Below are 24,216 nucleotides of genomic sequence, written 5' to 3'. Positions count from 1 at the left end.
GTAACGACGCATGGATTGATCCAGCGCCGGGTGCCGGATTACGCCGCAGGATTTATCGCAGCCCTGGGAGACCGATGCCTGCCGTCATACTCGGTGCGGACAGCGAGGGCGATGAATGTTTTCATGTCGACTCCTGGTTACGGTCCGGAGGTCTCGACGGATTTCGGGCGATTGGTTGTCGAAAAAATGTATCGAGCAAACTGCCATACGCCGTCCTTGGCGCGATGGAAGATGAAGATTTCCTGGTTGCCTTCGGCGCTTTGCTGATGGTTGCTCAGCACCGTCTGGGTGCCGCTGGAACGGGTTCTGGCGAAGGCCCAGTCGTTCGAGAGCGGCTTGATCTCGTCGATCCTGAACGTGACGTTCAGTTTGATCGTCCTGAAGATTGTTTCGTATGCCTTTCGAACGTTGTCCTTGCCGATTACCGTCGGAAAGTTCTGCGGCATGAAAACCGCGTCGTCGGCATAGAGTTTCATCACTTCGTCCGTATCCGACGAATTGAGCGCCTTCTCATATCGCCGGAGCTGGCCGGCAATCGCTTCGGTCGCGACGCGATTGTTTTCGGGCGGGGCCGCTGACACGGCCACCGGCAGGATGGCAAGCGCAGCAACCGATGCCCTCAGGAATGTGTGCATGGGAATCTCCGGACGGGATAGCGCATAAGGAAATGGACGGCGCGGATCACGACAGGCGATCCGCGCGGTCCCGAAGATCACACCAGGACGACGAGCTTGCCGAGCGCGCGGTTGCTTTCGATCAATTCGTGCGCCTGTCGAATCTCGTCGAATGCGAAGGTACGTTCGAGCAATGACGGAATCTGCTTGTTGGCAACGCCGTCCACGATCATTCGCAGCGGTGCGTCGTCCAGCGGCAGCGAGGGCGTGCCGAACAACTGGCTCGGGAAGAAACTCAGCTTGACCGCGGGCGGCAGGTCGGTCATCAGGTTCAAATGCTCGAGCACCGGCGGCCCGCCGAGCAACCCGACGACGGCGACAGCGCCAAACGGCCGCAAGGTATTCGCGGTGTCGCGCAGCGTCGCCGCGCCGACGACCTCGAGCGCTGCATCGATGCCGTTGGGGAAGCGGCGCCGCACATCGTCCGCGATCTCGCCGCCGTCGACGACCACGTCGTCCGCGCCGGCCAGGAAGAGGCGATTTTCGTTCCTGGCGGAGCGCGTCGTTGCGACGACATGGAGGCCCGACGCCTTCGCATAGGTAATCGCGGCGAGGCCGACCGTGGACGTCGCGCCGCGCACCAGCAGCGTCTGGCCCGCTTCGATACCGAGACTCCTGTTCAGTGCGCCCCAGATTGTCAGGTAGGCCTGCGGCAACGCCGCGAGTTCTTCCCACGACAACGTGGTGCCGTCGAGATCGATCACGTTGGTGCGCAATACCGTGACCTCCTCGGCATAGCTGCCTGGGCGCGTGAACTGCAATCCGCCCATCGCCGTCGCGACGCGCTGACCGATCCGGAACGTGCCGGACGGGTCTTCGACGACTTCGCCGACCGCTTCGACACCCGGCACGCGGGGGCCGTCGATCGGGCCCATCTTGCCCGCACGCAGATACGTTTCGGCACGGTTGAGGCCGAACGCGCGCACGCGGATGCGGACTTCGTCGGCCTTCGGCGCGACCGACGGGATATCGCGGATTTGCAGGACGTCGGGGCCGCCGGCTTGCTCGATGACATAGGCTTTCATGGTGTTTCCTTGTCGAATGTGAATGTTGGGGGAGGGCATGCCGGCGCACGTCGACAGGACGCCGGCATCGGTTTTCGGTGTCGTGTTACGCGAATGACAGGACGTCGGACGTCGACTTGCGCGGCTTCTGCGGCCAGTTGCCGGGCGCGGCATGGCCGACGGTCACGAGCATGACCGGCACGTCGGTGGGTTGCAGGTGGAATGCAGCGGCGACACCGGACGGATCGAAGCCGATCATCGGCCCCGACGCGAGCCCGCGATCCTGCGCGGCCAGCATCAATGTCATGGCGGCGAGCGATGCCGAGCGGATGGCCTCGTCGCGCTGAAATGCGGGGTTGTCGCCATACATGCTGTTCGCGGCGCCGATCCAGCCTTCATAGATTCCCTTGTCGAGAATGCCGTGCTCGACGGACGGCTTCAGCGCGCCAGGCAGCGTGACGTGCGGCTCGAGCGTGCCGCAGACGATGAACGTCACGGCCGCGTCGGCGACCTTCTGCTGTCCGTAGGCCAGCGGCAGCAGCTTCGCCTTGCCGGCGGCGCTGCGTACGGCGACAAACTTCCAGTTTTGGAGGTTAAAGGCGGACGGGGCAGTCGTTGCGAGTTGAATCAGTTCGTCGATCTGATGGTCGGTCAACGCCCGGCCGGAATCGTACTTGTTGGTCGAAACCCGCGATTTCAAAAGCGTTTCCAAGGTGGACATGGCTATCTCCGGTGATCGGTTGTGAGGTACGCGTAGCCACTATGCGGGTTCGGATGACATTCAGGAATCGCCGAATCCGATACACTGCCTATCAAATTTGAGAGGATGATATGGACCTCAATGCCGTCGAAATGTTTGTGACTGTGGTGCAGGCCGGGAGCCTGTCCGCTGCCGCATTGCGCACCGGTGTGCCGTTGCCAACCTTGAGCCGCCGGGTTCGGGAGCTTGAAAGGCAACTCAGCGTTCAGTTGCTCGAGCGTTCGGTTCGCGGCACCAAATTGACGGATGCCGGCGTCCGGCTTTACGAACACGCGAGTCGTGGAATCGAGGCGCTGATCGAGGCGAAGGAGGCGGTGGTCAGTGCCCAGCATCAGCTGAAGGGATTTCTGCGCTTGTCGTTGCCGCCGACGTTCGATATCTGGTGGGATTTACTGGCGGCGTTCCAGGTGCGTTTTCCGGGCATCCGGCTCTTTGTCTATACGACGGAGCGGCGCGTCGACCTGATTGTCGACGGCATCGATGTGGCGCTGCGCGTGGGAGCGATCGAGCATGAGTCGATGGTGGCGCGCAAGATCCTGCAGTACCGGCATCGGCTGGTCGCGAGCCCCGCGTTGCTTGAACAGTACGGCCGTCCCGCCACGCCGGAGGATTTGCAACTGCTGCCGTGTGCAACCTGGGGACTTGGCGCCTACGCGCAACCGGTCTGGAATCTGGGGGAGACGCCATTTCATCCGCGTCCGCTGTTCGCCACGAACGACTATGCGCATCTTCACCGTCGGGCGCTTGCCGGAGACGTCGTGACCGAGCTTCCGCCGTTTCTGGTCATGGAGGATCTGCGTACCCAGCGACTCGTTTCCTTGCTCGACGAGCATCCGTTGCCGGAACAGGAACTCAACCTGCTTTACCCGTCTCATCGGCATCCGTCGTCGGTCGTGCGTGCCTATCTGGATTTTTGTAAGGAATACTGGAAAGAGAAGGCGCATGGCGATTTGTTCGGGTAGTCGACACGATTCCGGTCGCCGCATCCATCATTCGATTTCCGTGCGACGTTCACCGGGTGGGCGATTTACATCACCCGGCAATGTCCGTATCCTGCCGGATGCCGAGGGCGGTGTGCCCGTGCGACCTGCGCAGCACGCCCGGCATCCACAACAAACAATCAGGAACGGGACACCTTCCCATGACAATCAAAATCGACCGGGCAGCGCTCGTGCGCGGGGCATGCGTGGCGCTGATGGCTGCGCTGGCAGGTGGGTGCGCAAACACCACCGGGCAGCAGAATGCACAACAGGCTGCTGCCGGCAGCGGTTCGTCGTACACGTGCAACCCTACGCCGGCCGACGGGCTGGTGACGGCCGGGACGGGCATCAACGGGTGCTATTTCGTGCTGCACGATCCCGAGACAAAACAGCCGCTGCCGAACACGCACTATGCGTTCGCGCTGTACACGAGCGCGGCCCAGGACAACCAGGAACTCGAAGTCGAAGGCACGACCGACGCGCAGGGGCGCACGGCCTACGTGCGTTCCGCCGCGGCGATCGATGCCGCGCGCATGGTGCTCGTCCGCACGATCGGCGACGGCCCGACGGGGCGTATCCCGGTACTGGTCCGGCCGCAGGACGGCAAGCGCATTCCGTTCGCGAAGTACAAGGTCACCGGCTGCAACGGCCCGTACGAAGGCACGACCGACGAAACGGGGCGCGGCGTGATGTACCGCTGCAACGCGCAGTCGAAGATCGCCGTGTCGTTCTATCAGTCGCGTCCTTGAGGTGGGCGGAATGGTGTCCGATTCCGGCCGCACGACTGCGCCGCAGACGGAAACGCTGATCGCGAAGGGCGTCGTTTTTACCGTCGTGGGTACCTGCCTGCTGATCGGCGCTGCCCTGTACGCGCAGTCGACGCGCGAATTCCTGCGGACGTCGGTCGTCGTGCCGGGGCGGGTCATCAAGCTGGATGCGGGCCCGCATCATCCGGAGATCGCATTCACGACACTTGCGGGTGAGCACGTCGAGTACCCGCAGGGCGGCGAGGTCAGCGTGGAGGACGGCGCGACTGTCGAGGTGCGCTACGCACCCGACGCCCCCCATATGACCGCGCGGATGAACACGTTCGGTGCGATCTGGGGAGGCGTACTGACCTTCGGCGGGATGGGCGCCGTCTTTTTCCTGGTCGGTGTCAGTCAACTGCGCTCGGGCGTGCGCGCGTGGCGCAGCGGGCGCAAGCGCGCGTGACCGCGTGAGCCTGCTGCGCCACGTCTGGACGTCGCACGGAATGTGGAGGACCATTTCATCCTCACGGTGCCGTGAACGGGCCCGCATCATCGCCGCGCGTTCACGCCGCATCGAATCCTGCCGAACCCCATCGAGCGGAACATCATGACATCCGATCAAGAGACTGCCGAGCCGATCCTGTTGCGCGACGCGCACGACGGCGTCGTCACGCTGCGGCTGAATCGTCCGCAGCAGTTCAACGCATTGTCCGAGGCGATGCTCGCGAGCCTGCACGATGCATTCGAGTCGCTGGCGGCCGATCCGCATGTGCGCTGCGTCGTGCTGGCCGCCGAAGGCAAGGCGTTCTGTGCAGGCCACGACCTGCGGCAGATGCGCAGCCAGCCCGAGCTCGACTACTACCGCACGCTGTTCGCGCAATGCAGCCGTGTGATGCTCGCGATGCGCGCGTTGCCGGTGCCGGTGATCGCGCGCGTGCACGGCATTGCGACGGCGGCCGGCTGCCAGCTCGTCGCCGCGTGCGATCTGGCGATCGCGGCCGATACCGCGCGCTTCGCGGTTTCGGGCATCAACGTCGGGCTGTTCTGCTCGACGCCGGCCGTGGCGTTGAGCCGCAACGTCACGGCGAAGCGCGCGTTCGACATGCTCGTGACCGGGCGCTTCGTCGATGCGGCGACGGCCGCCGCGTGGGGGCTCGTCAACGAGGCCGTACCCGAAGATGCGCTCGACGCGGCCGTCGCGCGCAAGGTCGCCGAGATCGTCGCGAAGAGCCCGGCGGCGGTGCGGTATGGCAAGCAGATGTTCTATCGCCAGCGCGAGTTGCCGCTCGACGAAGCCTACGCGTATGCGGGCGACGTGATGGCGCGCAACATGATGGAAGAGGATGCGGGCGAAGGCATCGACGCGTTCCTCGAGAAGCGCAAGCCGACGTGGCATTCGTAGTGCATCACCGGTGGAGTGTGTCGAGCGAAGCAGAAGGGCCGTAACCCACACCTTTCGCTCGGACGGAAAAGCAAACGGGCCGCCAATGAACTGCACCCCAAGGCGGCCCGCAACCGAAGCGGCACGTCAGGCGACGCAACAGCATGTGCGCCGCCGCATCGACGCCGGTCAGCGCCCGTAGCTCCCGGTCCGCAGCGTCGGCTGTTCGCTCGACGCACCCGGCGGCACGATCACGACCGGCACGCGGCGCGCGAGCGCGCACATCAGCTCGTAGCCGATCGTGCCGCTGGCTTCCGCCACGTCATCCACCTTCACCTGGTCGCCCCACAGCTCGACGCTCGACCCGATGCCCGCGTTCGGGCACGGCGTCAGGTCGACGGTCAGCATGTCCATCGACACGCGGCCGACGACGCGCGTCATCACGCCGTCCACCGCGATCGGCGTGCCGGTCGGTGCGTGGCGCGGATAGCCGTCCGCATAGCCGCACGCGACGACGCCGATCCGCATCGGCCGGTCGGCCGTGAAGCGGCGGCCGTAGCCGACGGTTTCTTCCGGCGACAGCGTCTGCACGCCGATGATCTTGCTCGTCAGCGTCATCGCGGCCATCAGCGGCGTGTCGGCGATATCCCGCGCCGCACCGGTCGGCGATGCACCGTACAGGATCGTGCCAGGCCGCACCCAGTCGCGGTGCGCGCGCGGATGCCACAGCACGGCGGCCGAGTTCGACGTCGAGCGCTCGCCCGGAATCCCCGCCGTGGTCGCATCGAACTGGTCGAGCTGCCAGTCGACTTCGCCTTCGTCGGCGTTCGCGAAATGCATCATCAGCGTGATCTTGCCGATCGACGGCGCGCTCGCCGCGCGTTCCCATGCGGCACGGAAAGCGGCGGGGCGGTAGCCGAGCCGGTTCATCCCGGAGTTCATCTTGAGCTGGATGTCGATCGGCTGCTGCGGCCTGGCGGCGATCAGCAGGTCGAGCTGCTCGTCGCAGTGCACGGCCACCGTCAGGCGGTGGCGATCGGCCAGCTCGACGTCGGCCGGCTCGAAGATCCCTTCGAGCAGCAGCACCGGCTTGTCCCAGCCGAGCTCGCGCACGCGCACCGCCTCGTCGAGATCGAGCAGCGCGATGCCGTCGGCGGCCGCGAGGCCCGGGTAGATCCGCTCGATGCCGTGACCGTACGCATCGGCCTTGACCACGCCCCACACGCGCGATTGCGCGGCGGTGCGGCGGATGAAGTCGAGATTGTGGCGAACGGCGTCAGGGCGGATATGGGCGACGATGGGACGGGGCATGGCGATGTCTCGGATCGGATGTCGTTTGGTGCGCGCGGCGGCGCAGGTTCGGCGGCCTGGCGCGACAATGCGCCGGACCAGTGTTGAACGCTATCTTATTGGTGTTCGACCAGTTTTAATTAACGTTTTTGTCGACGATTTGGTGGAAATTTGGGTGTCGAACCAGGCTTGTCGCGGCTGCCGGCGGGCCTCGCAGCCGAGTCTCCCGTCTAGAAAACCGGTGCGCGAACAGCACGGCGCAATGCTAAGCTCTCGGCGATCTTGTCATTGATCAATGTAATCATAAAGGAGGAGACTTTTGATGACGACGTCCCAGCTGTGCCTGTTCATCGTGGCGCTGTTGCCGTTCCCGATGACGTTTCTCGCAAAGGCCCGCAAGGGCTACGACAACCGCGCGCCGCGCGACTACCTGGCGAAGCTCGAAGGCTGGCGTGCCCGTGCGCAGGCCGCGCACCAGAACGCGTGGGAAGCGCTCGCGCTGTTCACGGCCGCGCTGGTGGTGGCGTGGCACAACGGCGCGAACGTGCATCGCGTCGACCAGCTTGCGATGGCGTTCGTCGCGATCCGCATCGTCTATATGCTGATGTACCTGCTGAACTGGGCGTCGCTGCGTTCGCTCGTGTGGTTCGGCGGGATGGCGTGCGTGGTTGCGCTGTTCTTCGCTGCGCCGTAAGCGGCGCATGCGGGCGAGGCCGGCGCGTTACTTGCCGGTCGCGCCGCCCGTACCGCGCACGAGACTGTCGTTGGATGCGGGCGCAACGATCGGGCCCGCGATCGGCGCGGCTTCCGCGTCTGCTTCGCGGCGCAGGAACTCGATCAGCGGATCGAGCAACCGGTGCCGCGTCGACGGGTTGCGGCGCAGCACGAAGCGCCACGACGCGGCGCGTTCGATGCCCGGCTTCAACGGCACCAGGCGTCCGCTGCGCAGTTCGGGCTCGATCAGCGGCATGCGGCCGAGCGCGATGCCCGCACCACCGACCGCCGCGCCGATCACCTGGCTGAAGCTGCTGTACCGGACGATCTTCGTCTCGAAGTCGCCCGGCAAGCCGAATTCCGATGCCCAGTTGCGCCAGTCGATCTCGGGGCTGTTCTCGTGCATCTCCTGCAGCAGCCGTGAGCGGCACACATGCCCCGATGCGTACGGGAACAGCTCGGGGCTGCAGACCGGGAACACGGTCTCCTGGATCAACACGTCGTCGTCGGCCTGCAGCCGGTGCGCGGGCACGTGCACGATCGCCAGGTCGACGCCGCTGCGCGCGTAATCCGGTTCGTCGTCGAGCACGACGGCATGCAGCGGCGTGTCGGGATGAAGCGACGAGAATTCCGCGAGGCGGCGTGCGAGCCACATCGCCGAAAACGGCGCGTTGGCGGAGACGGTGAGCCGTTGCGCGGTGCCGCGAATCTCGGCACAGGCATCGGTCAGCCGCGACAGCGCGTCGCTGACGGCCGGCAGCAGGCGTGCGCCGGCCGGCGTGAGGCTGATGCCGCCGAGCCCCGTGCTGCGTTCGAGCAGCCGCGCGCCGAGCGATTCCTCGAGCGCGCGAATCTGGTGACTGACCGCACTCGTCGACACGTTTAGCTCGACCGCCGCGCGCGCGAACCCGCCGAGGCGGACGGCCGCCTCGAAAGCTCGCAATGCGCTGAGGGGAGGGAGGTGCGACATGCGGGGTATTGTAGTTGACTCAACACCCGTTGAAAAATCATCTTTTGCCGCGCATGGGCCGCGCGGGTAGCCTCGATCCGGTCAAGAAAAAGCATCATCAGACACTACCGGAGGGGTTCATGTATTTCGACCGACGACTATGGGCAATGATGGCTGGGCTGCGCTGGCGGGTTGCTGCCGCCGTCGCGCTCGGCCTGCTCGCGATGGGTGTCGGCATCCTGCGCTTTGTATTTCTCGGCCGCGTGCTCGCGCTGGTCTTTTCCGGCGCGCCGGCACGCAGCATCGGCGAAGCCGTCGTTGCAACGGCGGCCTGCGTGCTGCTGCGCGCATGGCTCGACCATCGCCGCACGGTGCTCGCGCAGCACACGGCCGGGCGCGTGCAGGCCACGCTGCGCGCGCGGCTGTTCGACCGGATTGCCGCGCTCGGCCCCGCGTGGTTCAGCGGCGAACGCACGGGCGGCGTGATGCTGGCCGTCGTCGATGGCGTCGAGCAATTGCAGACGTTTTTCGGCACCTACCTGCCGCAGCTCGTGATCGCCGCGTGCGCGCCGGTGATGATCTTCGCGGTGCTCGCGTGGTGGGACGTGCCGACGGCCGCGATCCTGCTGGTCGCGGCGCTCGTCACGCTCGCGCTGCCGCAGCTCGTGCATCGCGCCGACAAGCGCGCGGCGCTCGCGCGCTCGAAAGCGTTCAAGGCATTCGGCGAGGAATTTCTCGACGCGGTGCAAGGCCTGCCGACGCTGAAGGCGTTCGGGCAAAGCACGGCGTTCGGCGCGAAGCTGGCCGCGAAGGCGCGCGCGCTGTCCGACAGCACCTTCTGGGTGCTCGCGCTCGGCCTGCTGACACGGCTCTTCACCGATCTCGGCACCGGCCTCGGCGCGGCCGCCGCGATCGCGGTCGGCGCGTGGCGCGTGCGGCACGGCGACATGAGCCTCGAGGCGCTGCTGATCGTGCTGATGGCCGGCAGCGAAATCTTCCGGCCGCTGCGCGACCTGCGTTCCGTGCTGCACCAGGGGATGATCGGCCAGTCGGCGGCGAATGCGATTCACGCGCTGCTCGACGCGGATAGTCACGCGCCGGCCGCTGACGCGCCGCGCGTCGCAAGCCTGCGTCCGGAGATCGCGTTCGACGCCGTCAGCTTCGCGTATCCGGGGCGTCGCGCGGACGCACATGCGGCGCTGAGTTTCTCGGTACGCGAAGGCGAGACGGTGGCGATCGTCGGGCCGAGCGGCGCGGGCAAGTCGACCATCGTGCGCCTGCTGCTGCGCCAGCACGATGCGCAGGGCGGCGCGATCCGCATCGGCGGCCACGACGTGCGCACGCTCGATGCCGGCCAGGTGCGCGAGATGATCGCGGTCGTCGCGCAGGATGCGACGCTGTTCGACGGCAGCGTGGCCGACAACCTGCGGCTCGGCCGCCCCGATGCGAGCGACGCGGACATGATCGCCGCCGCGCGTGCCGCCAACGCACACGATTTCATCTCGGCGCTGCCCGACGGCTACGCGACGCGCATCGGCGAACGCGGGCTCATGCTGTCGGGCGGGCAGCGCCAGCGCCTCGCGATTGCCCGCGCGCTGCTGCGCGATGCGCCGATCCTGCTGCTCGACGAGGCGCTGTCGTCGGTCGATGCGGAGAACGAAGCGCTGATCCAGCAGGCGCTCGACCGGCTCACGCGCGGGCGGACCACGCTCGTGCTCGCGCACCGGCTGTCCAGCGTGATCGGCGCCGACCGCATCCTGGTGCTCGACCAGGGGCAGGTGGTCGACGAGGGCACGCACGCGGCGCTGATCGCGCGTGACGGCCCGTATCGCCGGCTGATGGGGCCGCAACTGGAAGCGGTCGCCGAATCGGTCGGCGCGGCGACGACGGCCGGCGCGACCGCGCGCGCGTCGTCGGGCCCGCAGGTGCGGCCGCTGAACGACGATGCGGCCGAGATCGGCTGGCCGGAAACCCTGCAGACGCTGCTGCGCTTCGTGCGTCCGTGGACGGGCAAGGTCGTGCTGACGGTGCTGTTCGGGATCGGCCGCGTGCTCGCGTTCATCGGCGTCGGCGTGATCGGCGCGCTGGTGGTCGGCGCGGTGCCGGGCGGCCAGGTGAGCCCGGCGCTCGTCACCGCGCTGCTCGTGATCGCGCCGGTGGCGGCCGTGCTGCACTGGCTCGAATCGTGGCTCGCACACGACATGGCGTACCGGCTGCTCGCGGAAATGCGCATCGCGCTGTTCGCGACGCTCGAACGCCTCGCGCCGGCCGGGCTGCTGCGCCGCCGGTCCGGCGATCTCGTGTCGCTCGCGACGCAGGACGTCGAGACGGTCGAGTATTTCTATGCGCACACGCTGGCGCCCGCATTCGTCGCGGTGCTTGTGCCGGCCGCTGTGCTGGTGCTGCTCGCGTCGGTCGCGTGGCCGCTCGCGCTCGTGCTGCTGCCGTTCCTGTTGTGGGCCGGGCTCGCACCGGTGCTGGCGCGGCGCGATGTCGACCGGCTCGGCACCGGCGCACGCGAAGCGCTCGGCCAGCTCGGCGCGCACCTGACCGAAACGATCCAGGGGCTTGCGGAGCTGACCGCGTTCCAGGCCGTCGCGCGCCGGCGTGAAGCGTTCGTGGCCGAAGTCGATGCGTACCGAAAGCAACGCGCAAGGCTGCTCGACGACCTGTCGGCACAGAGCGCCGCGCTGGAAGTCGCGAGCGGGCTCGGCGGGCTGGTCGTCGCGGCGCTCGGCGCGCTACTGTGTGCACGCGGCTGGTTTCCGCGCGAGTCGTTGCCGCTGCTGGTGCTGGTGGCGGTGGCCGCCTTCATGCCGGTGGCCGAAATCGGTCAGGTCGCGCGCCAGCTCGCCGACACGATCGCGTCGACGCGCCGCTTGCGCGCGCTGGAGAAGGAGCCGGTGCCGGTGACGGACGGCTCGCATGCGATGCCTGCCGATCCGGCCGTGCGCTTCGAAGCGACGTCCTTCACTTACCCGGGCCGCAGCGTGCCCGCGATCGACCGCGTGAGCTTCGAGGTGCCGCGCGGCAGCACGGTCGCGCTGGTCGGTGCGTCGGGGGCGGGCAAGTCGACGGTCGCGAGCTTGCTGCTGCGCTTCTGGGATCCGCAGCAGGGCCGTGTGACGCTCGGCGGCGTCGACCTGCGCGACTTGCGGCTTGACGACTTGCGGCAACACATCGCGCTGGTTGCGCAGGATACCTACCTGTTCAACGACACGCTCGAAGCGAACATCCGGCTTGCCGCGAACGACGCGTCCGACGCGGACGTGCAGCGCGCGATCGACCATGCGGCGCTCGGCGACTTCGTCGCGCGGCTGCCGGACGGGCTCGCGACGCGTGTCGGCGAGCGTGGCGTGCAGCTGTCGGGCGGCCAGCGCCAGCGTGTCGCGATTGCGCGCGCGTTCCTGAAGGATGCGCCGGTGCTGATCCTCGACGAAGCGACGTCCCATCTGGACACGATCAGCGAGCAGCAGATCCGCGCGGCCCTGGAAGACCTGATGACGCAGCGTACGTCGATCATCATCGCGCACCGGCTGTCGACCGTGCGCAATGCCGACCTGATCCTCGTGATGGAGCACGGCGGCGTGATCGAGGCCGGACGGCATGCGGACCTGATGGCGCGGCAGGGCGCGTATGCGCGGCTCGTGTCGCATCAGGCGAGCGGGGTGGCGGCGTAAGCGACGCTGCATCGGCGCGCGGCCGGCCGGCGGGGCCGCGCGCTTCCCGCAACATGTGTTGAACCGCGCCGGCGGTTGCCGGCATCGCGGGGCAGCCGCCCCGGCACGGCGCCGGGTGTCGAAGCACCGAAGATCGGTGCTGACAGAGGCGCTGACAAAGGTGCTGACAGAGGCGCTGACAGAGGCGCTGACAAAGGCGCTGACAGACGCACTGACAAACGCACTGACAAACGCGCGGGCGGCGGCGATCGACGCCGAACGATTGCGCCGCCATCATCCTCTCGTGCGTGATGCCCGGGACGGCAATCTGGCCCGCCCCGACCAGCCACCGCCAACTGCACGTCAGACGCCGCCACCCGCCGGCGCAGCACGATCCGGCCCGTCCGCTTCGCCGCGAGCCACACTCCCTTTCCTCCGACTTATCGGCCCCGTGCGCCCCGGGTTTGTCTCGATGCATTTACCCGTTGCGGACTTTTTTGTTGTCGTAGTATCGCCATTGACAACACTTGTTGCACTAAGGTCTAATTCGACATCGCATGTTGCGGTGCGGCTTGATGTCGTCGTTCCGCCGGCTCCCTGGCCGGTCACATCGCTCAATCATGCGGAGAGAAACCATGAGTCGCCGTTCCTTCCTGAAAGCCGTCGCGGTCGTTGCCGCGCTCGGCGCAAGCCTCGCGCACGCGGACACCAAGACGCTCGTCGTCGGGACCGACACGTCGTTCATGCCGTTCGAGTTCAAGCAGGGCGACAAGTACGTCGGCTTCGATCTCGACCTGTGGGCGGAGATCGCGAAGGACCAGGGCTGGAAATACACGATCCAGCCGATGGATTTCGCGGGCCTGATCCCGGCGCTGCAGACGCAGAACATCGACGTCGCGCTGTCGGGCATGACGATCAAGGAAGAGCGCAAGAAGGCGATCGACTTCTCCGCGCCGTACTACGACAGCGGCCTCGCGGCGATGGTCCAGGCCGACAACACGACGATCAAGTCGATCGACGACCTGAACGGCAAGGTGATCGCCGCGAAAACGGGCACCGCGACGATCGACTGGATCAAGGCGCACCTGAAGCCGAAGGAGATCCGCCAGTTCCCGAACATCGACCAGGCGTACCTCGCGCTCGAAGCCGGCCGGGTCGACGCGGCGATGCACGACACGCCGAACGTGCTGTTCTTCGTGAACAACGAAGGCAAGGGCAAGGTGAAGGTCGCGGGCCAGCCGGTCAGCGGCGACAAGTACGGGATCGGCTTCCCGAAGGGCAGCCCGCTCGTGCCGAAGGTCAACGCGTCGCTCGTGAAGATCCGGGCCGATGGCCGCTACGCGCAGATCTACAAGAAGTGGTTCGGTGCCGAACCGCCGAAGATGTGAGCGTGACGCCGCAACAGCGCGCGGCCGGGTGGCCGCGCCGGTCTTGAATCGAACGGGGAGCGACAAGTGAATTTCGATTGGTCGGCGATCTGGGCGGCGTTGCCGGACCTGATGGACGGGGTCCGGTTGACGGTGTTCATCGCATTTTTCGGGCTGGTGGGCGGCTTCATCGTCGGGATGATCGCGGGCATGTTCCGCGCTTACGGACCGAAGGCGATGAACGTGCTTGCACAGGTTTATATTGAATTGATCCGCGGCACGCCGATCGTCGTGCAGGTGATGTTCCTGTATTTCGCGCTGCCGTTGCTCGCGCATATCCGCATCGACGGCCTGACGGCCGCGATCATCGCGATCACGGTGAATTCCGGCGCGTATCTCGCGGAAGTAGTGCGCGGCGCGCTGCTGTCAATCCCGAAGGGGCTGACGGAAGCGGGGCTCGCGATGGGCTTGTCGATGCCGCGGGTGCTGCTGAAGGTGGTCGGGCCGCTCGCGTTCCGGCGCCTGATTCCGCCGCTCGGCAACCAGTGCATCGTGAGCCTGAAGGACACGTCGCTGTTCATCGTGATCGGCGTCGGCGAACTGACGCGCAAGGGGCAGGAAATCATCGCGGGCAATTTCCAGGCGGTCGAGATCTGGACTGCGGTGGCTGTCATCTACCTGTTGTTGACCGGCGCCATGACGTTGACGCTGCGGCTCGTCGAAAAGCGGATGAGGATCCTATGAGCATGATCGAATTCCAGAACGTGTCGAAGAGCTTCGGCCACGTACCGGTGCTGAAGCATATCGACCTGAAGATCGACGCAGGCGAAGTGGTCGTCGTGATCGGCCCGTCCGGCTCGGGCAAGTCGACGATGCTGCGCTGTATCAACGCGCTCGAGAAAATCACCGGCGGCGAGCTGCTCGTCGACGGGCAGAGCGTGCGCGGCAACGCGACGACGATCCGCAACATCCGGCTCGAAGCCGGCATGGTGTTCCAGCAGTTCAACCTGTTTCCGCAGATGACCGCGCTCGAGAACGTGATGTTCGGGCCGATCCAGGTGCGCGGCGCATCGCGTGCCGATGCACGCGACCAGGCGATGGCGCTGCTCGACAAGGTTGGTCTCGAATCGCGCGCGAATCATTTCCCGTCGGAGCTGTCGGGCGGCCAGCAGCAGCGCGTCGCGATTGCGCGCGCGCTCGCGATCCGGCCGCGGCTGATGCTGTTCGACGAACCGACCTCGGCGCTCGATCCGGAATTGCGCCACGAAGTGCTGAAAGTGATGCAGGATCTCGCTACCGAAGGGATGACGATGATCGTCGTCACGCACGAGATCGGCTTTGCGAAACGGGTCGGCACGCGCCTGCTGTTCATGGATCAGGGCGGGATTGCCGAGGACGGCCATCCGGTCGACCTGATCGACCGGCCGCCGACCCCGCGCCTGAAGGAATTCCTGAAACACGTGTCCTGAACGAAACCGAACCCTCCGACATGCCGCTTTCCCTTTCTCCCGTCATCGCCGGCACGCCGTTCGACATCGGCGTGCGCCTCGGCGAGCTCGCCCGCCCCGTATTCGATGAATACATGCAGCAGAGCAGCGCGTGGCAGGCCGTGCGCCGCTGGCGCGGCCATCCGTTCGTCGCCGCGCTGCGGCAGGCTGCGCTGGCTGCGTATCCGGATCTCGTCGCGGAGCTGGACGGGATCGCGGCGGGTGTCGGCTGGCCGGCCGAGGACATCTTTCTGTGGAACTGCCGCGGCGAGCTGATCCACAACGCGCCGGACGGCTGCACGACGCTTGCCGCGCGCGACGCGGCCGGCACGCGCTGGATCGCGCACAACGAGGACGGCGATCCGTACCTGCGCGAGCGCGGCCTGCTCGTCGACGTGCAACCAGAGGGCAAGCCGGGCTTCATCAGCTTCTATTACCCCGGTTCGCTGCCGGGCCATACCTTTGCCGCGAACCGCGCGGGTATCGCGCAGGCGATCAACAACCTGCGGATCCGCACGCCGGCAGCGGGCGTGCCGCGGATGATCCTCGCGCGCGCCGTGCTCGACGCGACGTCGCTCGACGCGGCAGCCGACGTGCTGCGCGGTCATGCGCGTGCAAGCGGCTTTCATCACACGCTGGGCGCGACCGGCGATGCGCGGCTGCTGAGCATCGAGGCGAGCGTCGCGCGCTGTTCGGTGATCGACGTCGCGCGGCTCGCGGGGCATGCGAACCATCTCGTGCATCCCGGCTGCGACGCGGAAGCGCAGATCGTCACGCAATCGTCGGCCGACCGCCAGCGCCGCGTCGACGCGCTGACGCCCGCCATCGACGCGATCGACGAAGCCGCGCTGCTGCGCGTGCTCGGCGATCGCGCGCCGGAAGGGCTGCCGATCTACCGCGACGATCCGGCCGACCCCGACGACGAGAACACACTGGCCACCGGCGTGTTCGCGATCGGCGCGGCATCGATCGATTTCACCATTCACCAACAGGGCGCGCAGTGTTTCGCGACGCGCATCGTGCCGTCCGGACGCGCGCACGACGCATCCTGATCCATGAGGCAACGCATGACGACCGTTTTCCATCGCGCTCCGCGCGCCACCTTGCCCGTTGCCGTCGCAGGCGACGGCATCGAGATCATCGACTCGACCGGCAAACGCTATATCGACGCGTGCGGCGGCGCGGCCGTTTCGTGCCTCGGCCACAGCAACCAGCGCGTGATCGACGCGATCAAGCGGCAGGCGCAGCAACTGGCGTATGCCCATACGTCGTTCTTCACGACCGACGTGGCCGAGGAACTGGCCGACCGGCTCGTCGCAGCCGCACCGGCCGGCCTCGAACACGTGTATTTCGTGTCGGGCGGCTCCGAGGCGGTCGAGGCCGCGCTGAAGCTCGCACGCCAGTACTTTGTCGAGAAGGGCGAGCCGCAGCGCCGCCATTTCATCGCACGACGCCAGAGCTATCACGGCAACACCCTCGGCGCGCTCGCGATCGGCGGCAATGCATGGCGGCGCGAGCCGTTCCTGCCGCTGCTGATCGAGGCGCACCACGTGAGCCCGTGCTTCGCGTATCGCGACCAGCAGGCCGGCGAAACCGACGAGGCCTATGCGCAGCGCCTCGCGGACGAGCTCGAGCAGAAGATCGTCGAACTCGGTGCGGACAACGTCGCGGCGTTTGTCGCGGAGACGGTGGTGGGCGCAACGGCCGGCGCGGTGCCGCCGGTGCGCACGTACCTGAAGAAGATTCGCGCGGTGTGTGACAAGTACGGCGTGCTGCTGATCCTCGACGAAATCATGTCGGGGATGGGCCGCACCGGCTATTTGTACGCGTGCGATGAAGACGGTGTCGCGCCCGATCTGCTGACGATCGCGAAAGGGCTCGGCGCGGGCTACCAGCCGATCGGCGCGACGCTCGTCAGCGACCGCATCTACCGGACGATCGTCGACGGCTCGGGTTTCTTCCAGCACGGCCACACGTACCTCGGCCATGCGACCGCCTGCGCGGCCGCGCTTGAAGTACAACGTGTGATCGCCGAAGAGAAGCTGCTCGACAACGTGAAGGCACGCGGCGAGCAACTGCGCGCGTCGTTGCGCGATCATTACGGCGCGCATCCGCATATCGGCGACGTGCGCGGCCGCGGGCTGTTCGTCGGCGTCGAACTCGTGCGCGATCGCGACAGCAAGGCGACGTTCGATCCGGCGCTGAAGCTGCACGCGGCGGTCAAGCGCGAAGCGATGCAGCGCGGCCTGATGGTGTATCCGATGGGCGGGACGATCGATGGCGTTCACGGCGATCACATCCTGGTCGCACCGCCGTTCATCTGTACCGCGCAGCAGATCGATACGATCGTCGAGCGGCTGTCGGGCGCGATCGGCGCTGCGCTTGCGTCGGCCGGCGCGTGACCGCATTCATCGAACCCTGTCCGGACCTCGCCATGACCAACAGATTGCCTCCGTTCGATCCCGCATCGGCCACCGATGAGCAGAAAGCCGTGCTGGCCGACATTCTCAGCGGCCCGCGCGGCAACCTGAACGGGCCGTTTCTCGGCTGGATCGCGAGCCCCGAGCTCGCTCAGCACGCGCAGAAACTCGGCGCGTTCTGCCGCTATCGCACGGGCCTGCCGCTGCGCCTGTCGGAACTCGCGATTCTCGTGACGGCCGCGCGCTGGCGCTCGCAGGCCGAGTGGCACATCCACCATCCGATCGCGCTCGAGGCGGGCGTGCCGGCCGCGACGGCCGACGCGATCCGGCGCGGTGTCGCACCCGCATTCGAGTCGGACGACGATGCGCTGATCCATGCATTCGCGAGCGAGCTGTACGACACGCGGCGCGTGAGCGACGCGACGTTTGCGCGGGCGGAAGCGCGCTTCGGCCACGCAACCGTCGTGAATCTCGTTGCGTTGCTCGGCTACTACGCGCTCGTCGCGATGACGCTGAACACGTTCGGCATGCGCGCGGAAGGGCAGACCGAATTGCCGTTTCCGGAGTGACGCCCGCGCGTTGATCCGGCTGGAGCAGCGGAGGCGATACGTCTGACGAACGTGTTGCCGGCCTGCTCCGGCACAATGCAACCAAATGTATTCATGCGGGATCGACGGCCGATCGCCGTGTATGATGGCTTGTTCACGTCGATATGAGCGGTGAGCAAGCATGACGAGTACCCGCAAGACCTTGATGATCGCCGGTGGGCTCCTGGTAGCCGCGGCCGGCACTGCCTACGTGATGCTCCTGCGTGCGGACCACCGCGCGATCGAAGATTCCGGCATCGGCGATTCGGCCGCGCCTGTTGCCGCAGCGCCCGCGGGCAACGATCACGCAGTGCAGGGCACCATCGCGCCGCCGGCCCCGGCCGCCGCGATGGCACCGAAGCAGGCGGCTGTCGCGCCGCCACCACCGGCACCGGCACCGGCGCCTTCTGCGCCGGCCGAAACCGCGCGCGTCAGCGCAGCGCCTGCCGTGCCGGTTGTCAGCGACAAACCGCAGCCGGTAACTAAGCCGAGCGCACCGCCGCCGAAGGTCAACGTCGTGACCGTCGATGCGCAGGATTCGACCCCGCCGGCACCGCCGCCGGCAGCCAAACCTGTGCAGCAGGCCGCACCTGCACCCGCACCCGCGCAGGTCACGCAGCGCGCGCCGCGCAAGCGCGATGGCCTCGAACGCCACGCGGCCGCCGCCCCCGCTGCAACGAAATCCGAAACGCCGGAGACCGCCGCCCTTGTCAGGGAATCGGCGAAGCTCGACCCGTCGTTGCCGCCGCCGTCGATGACGTCGACGCCATCGAGCAGCGGTTCGTACCGGCAGGGCAGTTCGTCGTCGGGCGCGAATCCGGTGGCTGCTGCGATGACCGAGCAACTGGTCAGGCAGTCGAGCAATTTCAACTCGGCACCGTCACCGGTACCGGCAAACAGCGGCCCGACCACGACCAAGTAACCGCGATCGCTTCCGGAATAAAAAGGACCCCGCACGCCGACCAAAGCATGCGGGGCCAAGAGAGACAAACCGTTGTGCCGACGGGCTGACGCGCGTTACGCGGTGACCGCTTCCTCGGCTTGCGGCTGCGCGGCGGCAACCGGTGCAACGTCCTGCCGGATCAGGTGGTCGAACGCGCCGAGCGATGCCTTCGCGCCTTCACCCACGGCGATCACGATCTGCTTGAACGGCACCGTCGTTACGTCGCCGGCGGCAAACACGCCCGGCACCGACGTCGCACCGCGAGCATCGACGACGATCTCGCCGTGCTTCGACAGTTCGACCGTGCCTTTCAGCCATTCGGTGTTCGGCACGAGGCCGATCTGCACGAACACGCCTTCGAGATCGATGCGCTGCGTGTCACCCGAGCGCAGATCCTTGTAGACGAGCCCGTTCAGCTTGCTGCCGTCGCCGGTCAGCTCGGTCGTTTGCGCCTGCGTGACGATCGTCACGTTCGGCAGGCTGCGCAGCTTGCGTTGCAGCACTTCGTCCGCGCGCAGTTGCGCGCCGTATTCGATCAGCGTGACGGCCTTCACGATACCGGCGAGGTCGATCGCGGCCTCGACGCCCGAGTTGCCGCCGCCGACCACCGCGACGCGCTTGCCCTTGAACAGCGGGCCGTCGCAGTGCGGGCAGTACGCGACACCGCGGTTGCGGTATTCGCGCTCGCCCGGCACGTTGATTTCGCGCCAGCGCGCGCCGGTCGCGAGGACGATCGTCTTCGCCTTCAGCACCGCGCCGTTCGCGAGGCGGATCTGGTGCACGTCGCCCGGAATCAGCGCGTCGGCGCGCTGCACGTCCATGATGTCGACGTCGTACTGCTTCACGTGCTGTTCGAGCGCGGTCGCGAACTTCGGCCCTTCGGTTTCCTGCACCGACACGAAGTTCTCGATCGCCATCGTGTCGAGCACCTGGCCGCCGAAACGTTCGGCGACGACGCCCGTCGCAATGCCCTTGCGTGCCGAGTAGATCGCAGCGGCCGCGCCTGCCGGGCCGCCGCCGACGATCAGCGTATCGAACACCGGCTTGTTCTCGAGCGACTTCGCGGCACGTGCGCTGGCGCCCGTATCGAGCTTCGCGAGGATTTCCTTCACGCTGCTGCGGCCCTGGCCGAACGAGGCACCGTTCAGGAACATCGTCGGCACGGCCATGATCTGGCGCGACTCGACTTCGCTCTGGAACAGCGCGCCGTCGATCGCGACGTGACGGATGCACGGGTTGATCAGCGACATCACGTTCAGTGCCTGCACGACTTCCGGGCAGTTCTGGCACGACAGCGAGAAATACGTCTCGAACGCGTACTCGCCGTCGAGCGCGCGGATCTGTTCGATCACGTCGTCGTCGAGCTTGATCGGGTGGCCGCCCGTTTGCAGCAGCGCGAGCACGAGCGACGTGAATTCATGGCCCATCGGGATGCCGGCGAAGCGGATGCCGGCCGGCTTGCCGGGCTCGCCGATCGAGAACGACGGCTTGCGCTCGGCGTCGTCGCGGCGTTCGGTTACGGTCACGCGATCCGTCAGCGACGCAATCTCGTTCAGCAGCGCCAGCAGTTCCTGCGATTTCGCGCTGTCGTCGAGCGAGGCGACGAGTTCGATCGGGCGCGTGATCTTTTCGAGGTACGCTTTGAGTTGGTTCTTGAGATTGGCGTCGAGCATGGCGTTTCGGATTCCGTATTAATGATTCTGGTCGGGCACGTCGTGCCGGAGGAGGGCGCGGGCCGCATGCCGCAGCGGCCCGTAGTGTGTCTCGCGCGCCTCGTGCGAGGCGCGCGGCGCGATCGTCAGATCTTGCCGATCAGGTCGAGCGACGGGGTCAGCGTTTCCGCACCCGGCGTCCACTTGGCCGGGCACACTTCACCCGGGTGCGCCGCGATGTATTGCGCAGCCTGCACCTTGCGCAGCAGTTCGCCTGCGTCGCGGCCGATGCCGTTGTCGTGGATTTCGCACAGCTTGATCTCGCCTTCCGGGTTGATCACGAACGTGCCGCGCAGGGCCATCCCTTCTTCCTCGATCAGCACGTCGAAGTTGCGCGACAGCGTGAGCGTCGGGTCGCCGATCATCGGGTACTTGATCTTGCCGATCGTGTCCGACGTGTCGTGCCATGCCTTGTGCGTGAAGTGCGTGTCGGTCGACACGCCGTAGATTTCGACACCCAGCTTCTGGAATTCCGCGTAACGGTCGGCGAGGTCGCCCAGCTCGGTCGGGCAGACGAACGTGAAGTCGGCCGGGTAGAACACGACGACGGACCACTTGCCCTTGAAGTTCTCTTCCGAGACGGGCACGAAATCGCCATTGTGGTAAGCGGTTGCCTTGAACGGCTTGATTTGGGTGTTGATGATCGGCATCTGGAGAATTCCTTTGCTTCAGTGGTGAGTGGAGTGTTGCCAGTATCCGGGTTCACCCTGAGTTTGTGAAATTGCTTGTTTCAATCCGGGGCATCAGGAATTTCTATCTGCTTCCGGCCCTTGATTGGCGCGGGGTGTGCGGGGAGGTCATTGAAGCGTGGGTGTGTGGACGAGCGGCAGCCGGGCGGAGATGCGGCGAGAGGGATTGCGTTGAAAGTAAAAAGCAGCAGGTGGAGCGACTCGAGGCGGCGCCGAAGTTTGTTCGGTAGGCGGATGCTAGGGCGCGTTCACCACTCCGAGCGCAAGTCTTCCTGGTCGACGACGTCGCGCCCCTTCCAGAGGCCGAACACATTGTCAGCAAGTGTCCGGTCCTGCTGCGCGATGTAGGCATCGATCGCGTCCCGGATGATCTCGGCGGGGGAACTGCTCTGGCGCGTGGCGATGCGGGTCAACGCCGCATGCTGGTCATTTGATAGATCGACCGGAATTCTGATCATTGCAACCTCCGTGACGGGACGCGGCCATCGTGACGATCCGGCCGGGCAAGTGCAAGTGCGCGGCGCGTCCGATGCGAATGCGGCTTCCCGAATCGGCTGACTGTCGGAGCGGTATCGTTCTGCCCCGCTCAAATTCCCGCCATCTTCCTCAACCACTCAGCCAGCCTCCGCGCCCCGTCCGGCATGTCCGCATCCTCGCGCGTGCACAGGTAGTAATCGCGCCCGTCGTCGAGCGCGTGATCGAACAGCTTCACGAGCTCGCCATTCGCCAGCTCGCGCTCGACCAGCGGCGCGCGCAGCAACGCCGCGCCGAGATCCGCGCGCGCGGCGCTCAGCGTGAGCTGGCCGTCCTCGAACATCGGCCCCACCGCATGCGACACATGCTTGACGCCCGCGCCCTGCAGCCAGTTGACCCACGTGCTGCGATCCTCGTCGTGCACGAGCGGCGCGCGCGCGAGATCGGCCGGCGTGCGGAACGGCCCGTGGCGCTTCAGGAACGACGGGCTGCACATCGGCACCATCGCGCCCGGCAGCAGCCGCTCGCAGCGGTAGCCGGGCCAGTCGCCGGTGCCGAAGCGGATCGACAGGTCCGATGCATCGCTGCGGTAGTTGCGGTGATGCGCGTACAGCACGGTCACGTCGACGTCCGTGTTGTCGGCCAGGAATGCGTGCAGCCGCGGAATGAACCAGCCGATGCCGAGCAGCGGAATCAGGCTGACGGTGATCTGCCGCAGCGACGAGCGGTCGCGCACGAAACGCGTCGCGCTGCGCAGCACCGAGAACGCGGCGCTGATCGAGCGGTAGTAGTCGCGGCCTTCGTCGGTGAGCGCGAGCAGCCGGCCCTCGCGCACGGTCAGCGGCGTCTGGATGAACGCTTCGAGCAGTTGCAGCTGATGGCTGACCGCCGACGGCGTGATGTCGAGCTCGCCCGCCGCCGCGGTGACCGACCCGAGACGCGCAAACGCTTCGAACGCACGCACCGCGCGCAGCGGTGGATCGTGAGGCAATTGTTCGATATTTTTCATGTGTCGAATTTTATCGAAAAGTCAGGGTAACCGACAACATGAAAATATCCTGTATTTACAGTGGTGTAGGTTAATGTGTCGGGAACGGTATAAGCATCCAACAATTGGGTATTTGGGGTTTGGGTGCTGAATATTTAATATTTTTCATGTTTTGATCCGATTCACCGATCCCCGCACATGAAAATCGCTTTTCTCCACGCCAGCCTCGCATTCTCGGCGGCCGCTCTGGTCGCCTCCGTTCCCGCGTTCGCGCAATCCGCGCCGCAGACGATCCTGATCGGTCTCGCCGCGCCGCTCACCGGCCCGTCCGCGCGGATCGGCAAGGACCTGCAGAACGGCGCGCAACTCGCGATCGACGATGCGAACGCGAAGCATCCGACCATCGGCGGCAAGCCGGTCGTCTACAAGCTCGTCGCGGCTGACGACCAGTCTGATCCGCGCACGGCCGTCGCGGTTGCGCAGCAGCTCGTCGACAAGCATGTGATCGGCGTCGTCGGCCACTGGAACACAGGCTGCAGCGTGCCGGCGTCGCGCGTCTATCGCGATGCGGGCATCCCGCAGATCGCGCCGGCGTCCACCGGCCATCAATACACGCAGCAGGGTTATGCGACGGCCTTCCGCATCATGGGTCACGACGATGCGGGCGGCAATTTCACCGGCGCGTATGCGGTGAAGACGCTGAAGGCGAAGCGCATCGCGGTGATCGACGATCGCACGTCGTTCGGCTCGGGGCTCGCTGACCAGTTCATCAAGGGCGTGCAGGCGAACGGCGGCGCGATCGTCGATCGCCAGTACGTGAACGACAAGACGACCGACTTCAGCGGCGTGCTGACCGCGATCAAGGGCAAGCGCGCGGATCTCGTGTTCTTCGGCGGCCTCGATGCGCAGGCCGCGCCGATCTCGCGCCGGATGCGTCAGCTCGGCGTGAACGCGCCGCTGCTCGGCGCGGGCGGCTTCGTGAGCCAGACCTTCCTGTCGCTTGCCGGCAAGGACGGCGACGGCGTGACGGCGCTCGAACCGGGCCTGCCGCTCGACCGGATGCCGGGTGGCAAGGCGTTCGACACGCAATACCAGGCGCGCTTCCGCGCCCCGATCGAGCTGCATGCGCCGTTCGCGTACGACGCGGCGGCCACGCTGATCGCAGCCGCGCAGAAGGCCGGCACGACGCAGCCGGCGAAGCTGGTCGCGGCGGTGCGTGCGATTGACCGGCCCGGCGTGACAGGGCGGATCGCGTTCGACGCCGAAGGCAACCTGAAGGATCCGGCCTTCACGATCTACCAGGTGCGCGGCGGCAAGTGGACCGTCGTCGACGTGCTCGGCGGCTCGCGCACCGCGACCAAGTAAACGACATAGCGCGACACAGCGATA

The 24,216-nt window shown here is 66.5% G+C and carries 23 protein-coding genes; 14 read left to right on the top strand and 9 right to left on the bottom strand.

What is annotated here, in order from left to right; genetic code table 11:
- Positions 1-137 precede the first annotated feature (137 nt).
- The 3 genes from BCEP18194_RS32610 to BCEP18194_RS32600 all read right to left on the bottom strand — a co-directional run bounded on the left by BCEP18194_RS32610 (position 138) and on the right by BCEP18194_RS32600 (position 2,399).
- Positions 138-635, bottom strand: coding sequence for a YybH family protein (locus BCEP18194_RS32610; RefSeq protein WP_011355569.1), 498 nt, complete (start codon positions 633-635; stop codon positions 138-140).
- 77 nt (positions 636-712) lie between these two features.
- The gene (locus tag BCEP18194_RS32605; protein ID WP_011355568.1) at positions 713-1,699 is read right to left on the bottom strand and encodes a zinc-binding alcohol dehydrogenase family protein; all 987 of its coding nucleotides are present in this window, start codon (positions 1,697-1,699) and stop codon (positions 713-715) included.
- Positions 1,700-1,784: 85 nt separating this feature from the next.
- Positions 1,785-2,399, bottom strand: a complete 615-nt coding sequence (locus BCEP18194_RS32600) for a nitroreductase family protein (RefSeq protein WP_011355567.1) — start codon at positions 2,397-2,399, stop codon at positions 1,785-1,787.
- Positions 2,400-2,509: 110 nt separating this feature from the next.
- On the opposite strand from BCEP18194_RS32600, the gene BCEP18194_RS32595 reads away from it, so the two are divergent.
- The 4 genes from BCEP18194_RS32595 (at position 2,510) to BCEP18194_RS32580 (ending at position 5,569) form a co-directional block, all read left to right on the top strand.
- On the top strand, positions 2,510-3,400 hold the full coding sequence (locus tag BCEP18194_RS32595; protein WP_011355566.1) for a LysR family transcriptional regulator: 891 nt from the start codon (positions 2,510-2,512) through the stop codon (positions 3,398-3,400).
- A gap of 179 nt (positions 3,401-3,579) precedes the next feature.
- Positions 3,580-4,167, top strand: a complete 588-nt coding sequence (locus tag BCEP18194_RS32590) for a hypothetical protein (protein WP_011355565.1) — start codon at positions 3,580-3,582, stop codon at positions 4,165-4,167.
- A 10-nt stretch (positions 4,168-4,177) separates the two neighbouring features.
- Positions 4,178-4,630, top strand: a complete 453-nt coding sequence (locus BCEP18194_RS32585; protein WP_011355564.1) for a DUF3592 domain-containing protein — start codon at positions 4,178-4,180, stop codon at positions 4,628-4,630.
- 144 nt (positions 4,631-4,774) lie between these two features.
- Entirely contained in the window at positions 4,775-5,569 is a 795-nt protein-coding gene (locus tag BCEP18194_RS32580) for an enoyl-CoA hydratase (protein ID WP_011355563.1), read from the top strand.
- Between the two features lie 168 nt (positions 5,570-5,737).
- Here the strand turns inward: BCEP18194_RS32580 and alr are convergent, their stop codons facing one another.
- Entirely contained in the window at positions 5,738-6,859 is a 1,122-nt protein-coding gene (alr, locus tag BCEP18194_RS32575; RefSeq protein WP_011355562.1) for an alanine racemase, read from the bottom strand.
- Positions 6,860-7,160: 301 nt separating this feature from the next.
- Here alr and BCEP18194_RS32570 point away from each other — a divergent pair, with 301 nt between their 5' ends.
- Complete coding sequence (locus BCEP18194_RS32570; protein ID WP_011355561.1) at positions 7,161-7,532, top strand: MAPEG family protein; 372 nt, start codon at positions 7,161-7,163, stop codon at positions 7,530-7,532.
- A gap of 27 nt (positions 7,533-7,559) precedes the next feature.
- Here the strand turns inward: BCEP18194_RS32570 and BCEP18194_RS32565 are convergent, their stop codons facing one another.
- On the bottom strand, positions 7,560-8,522 hold the full coding sequence (locus BCEP18194_RS32565) for a LysR family transcriptional regulator (RefSeq protein WP_011355560.1): 963 nt from the start codon (positions 8,520-8,522) through the stop codon (positions 7,560-7,562).
- Positions 8,523-8,641: 119 nt separating this feature from the next.
- On the opposite strand from BCEP18194_RS32565, the gene BCEP18194_RS32560 reads away from it, so the two are divergent.
- The 8 genes from BCEP18194_RS32560 (at position 8,642) to BCEP18194_RS32525 (ending at position 18,943) form a co-directional block, all read left to right on the top strand.
- Positions 8,642-12,181: an ABC transporter ATP-binding protein/permease gene (locus BCEP18194_RS32560; RefSeq protein ID WP_041493332.1), complete on the top strand. Its 3,540-nt coding sequence runs from the start codon at positions 8,642-8,644 to the stop codon at positions 12,179-12,181.
- Positions 12,182-12,795: 614 nt separating this feature from the next.
- The gene (glnH, locus tag BCEP18194_RS32555; RefSeq protein ID WP_011355558.1) at positions 12,796-13,548 is read left to right on the top strand and encodes a glutamine ABC transporter substrate-binding protein GlnH; all 753 of its coding nucleotides are present in this window, start codon (positions 12,796-12,798) and stop codon (positions 13,546-13,548) included.
- A gap of 66 nt (positions 13,549-13,614) precedes the next feature.
- Positions 13,615-14,271 carry a glutamine ABC transporter permease GlnP gene (gene glnP / locus BCEP18194_RS32550; protein ID WP_011355557.1) on the top strand — a complete coding sequence of 219 codons (657 nt, stop codon included), beginning with the start codon at positions 13,615-13,617 and terminating at the stop codon, positions 14,269-14,271.
- Positions 14,268-14,996 carry a glutamine ABC transporter ATP-binding protein GlnQ gene (gene glnQ, locus BCEP18194_RS32545; protein ID WP_011355556.1) on the top strand — a complete coding sequence of 243 codons (729 nt, stop codon included), beginning with the start codon at positions 14,268-14,270 and terminating at the stop codon, positions 14,994-14,996. Before glnP ends, glnQ begins: the two co-directional genes overlap by 4 nt.
- Before the next feature lie 20 nt (positions 14,997-15,016).
- Complete coding sequence (locus tag BCEP18194_RS32540; RefSeq protein ID WP_011355555.1) at positions 15,017-16,066, top strand: C45 family autoproteolytic acyltransferase/hydolase; 1,050 nt, start codon at positions 15,017-15,019, stop codon at positions 16,064-16,066.
- Positions 16,067-16,081: 15 nt separating this feature from the next.
- On the top strand, positions 16,082-17,416 hold the full coding sequence (locus BCEP18194_RS32535) for an aspartate aminotransferase family protein (protein ID WP_011355554.1): 1,335 nt from the start codon (positions 16,082-16,084) through the stop codon (positions 17,414-17,416).
- A 32-nt stretch (positions 17,417-17,448) separates the two neighbouring features.
- Positions 17,449-18,003 carry a carboxymuconolactone decarboxylase family protein gene (locus tag BCEP18194_RS32530; protein ID WP_011355553.1) on the top strand — a complete coding sequence of 185 codons (555 nt, stop codon included), beginning with the start codon at positions 17,449-17,451 and terminating at the stop codon, positions 18,001-18,003.
- Between the two features lie 160 nt (positions 18,004-18,163).
- Entirely contained in the window at positions 18,164-18,943 is a 780-nt protein-coding gene (locus BCEP18194_RS32525) for a hypothetical protein (RefSeq protein ID WP_011355552.1), read from the top strand.
- Between the two features lie 95 nt (positions 18,944-19,038).
- Here BCEP18194_RS32525 and ahpF read toward each other — a convergent pair whose 3' ends face one another.
- The 4 genes from ahpF to BCEP18194_RS32505 all read right to left on the bottom strand — a co-directional run bounded on the left by ahpF (position 19,039) and on the right by BCEP18194_RS32505 (position 22,848).
- Entirely contained in the window at positions 19,039-20,637 is a 1,599-nt protein-coding gene (gene ahpF, locus BCEP18194_RS32520) for an alkyl hydroperoxide reductase subunit F (protein WP_011355551.1), read from the bottom strand.
- A gap of 125 nt (positions 20,638-20,762) precedes the next feature.
- Positions 20,763-21,326 (bottom strand): alkyl hydroperoxide reductase subunit C, encoded by a 564-nt coding sequence (gene ahpC / locus BCEP18194_RS32515; protein WP_006488685.1) that lies wholly within the window; start codon positions 21,324-21,326, stop codon positions 20,763-20,765.
- 287 nt (positions 21,327-21,613) lie between these two features.
- Positions 21,614-21,823 carry a CopG family transcriptional regulator gene (locus BCEP18194_RS32510; RefSeq protein WP_041493331.1) on the bottom strand — a complete coding sequence of 70 codons (210 nt, stop codon included), beginning with the start codon at positions 21,821-21,823 and terminating at the stop codon, positions 21,614-21,616.
- 128 nt (positions 21,824-21,951) lie between these two features.
- On the bottom strand, positions 21,952-22,848 hold the full coding sequence (locus BCEP18194_RS32505; RefSeq protein ID WP_011355549.1) for a LysR substrate-binding domain-containing protein: 897 nt from the start codon (positions 22,846-22,848) through the stop codon (positions 21,952-21,954).
- Positions 22,849-23,025: 177 nt separating this feature from the next.
- Between BCEP18194_RS32505 and BCEP18194_RS32500 the strand changes: the two genes are divergently transcribed.
- Positions 23,026-24,192: a branched-chain amino acid ABC transporter substrate-binding protein gene (locus BCEP18194_RS32500; RefSeq protein ID WP_011355548.1), complete on the top strand. Its 1,167-nt coding sequence runs from the start codon at positions 23,026-23,028 to the stop codon at positions 24,190-24,192.
- Positions 24,193-24,216 lie beyond the last annotated feature (24 nt).

Source organism: Burkholderia lata, assembly GCF_000012945.1.
GTDB classification, from domain to species: domain Bacteria; phylum Pseudomonadota; class Gammaproteobacteria; order Burkholderiales; family Burkholderiaceae; genus Burkholderia; species Burkholderia lata.
The sequence above is the reverse complement of the archived record's forward strand: the minus strand, read 5'-3'. Positions and strand labels throughout refer to the sequence as shown.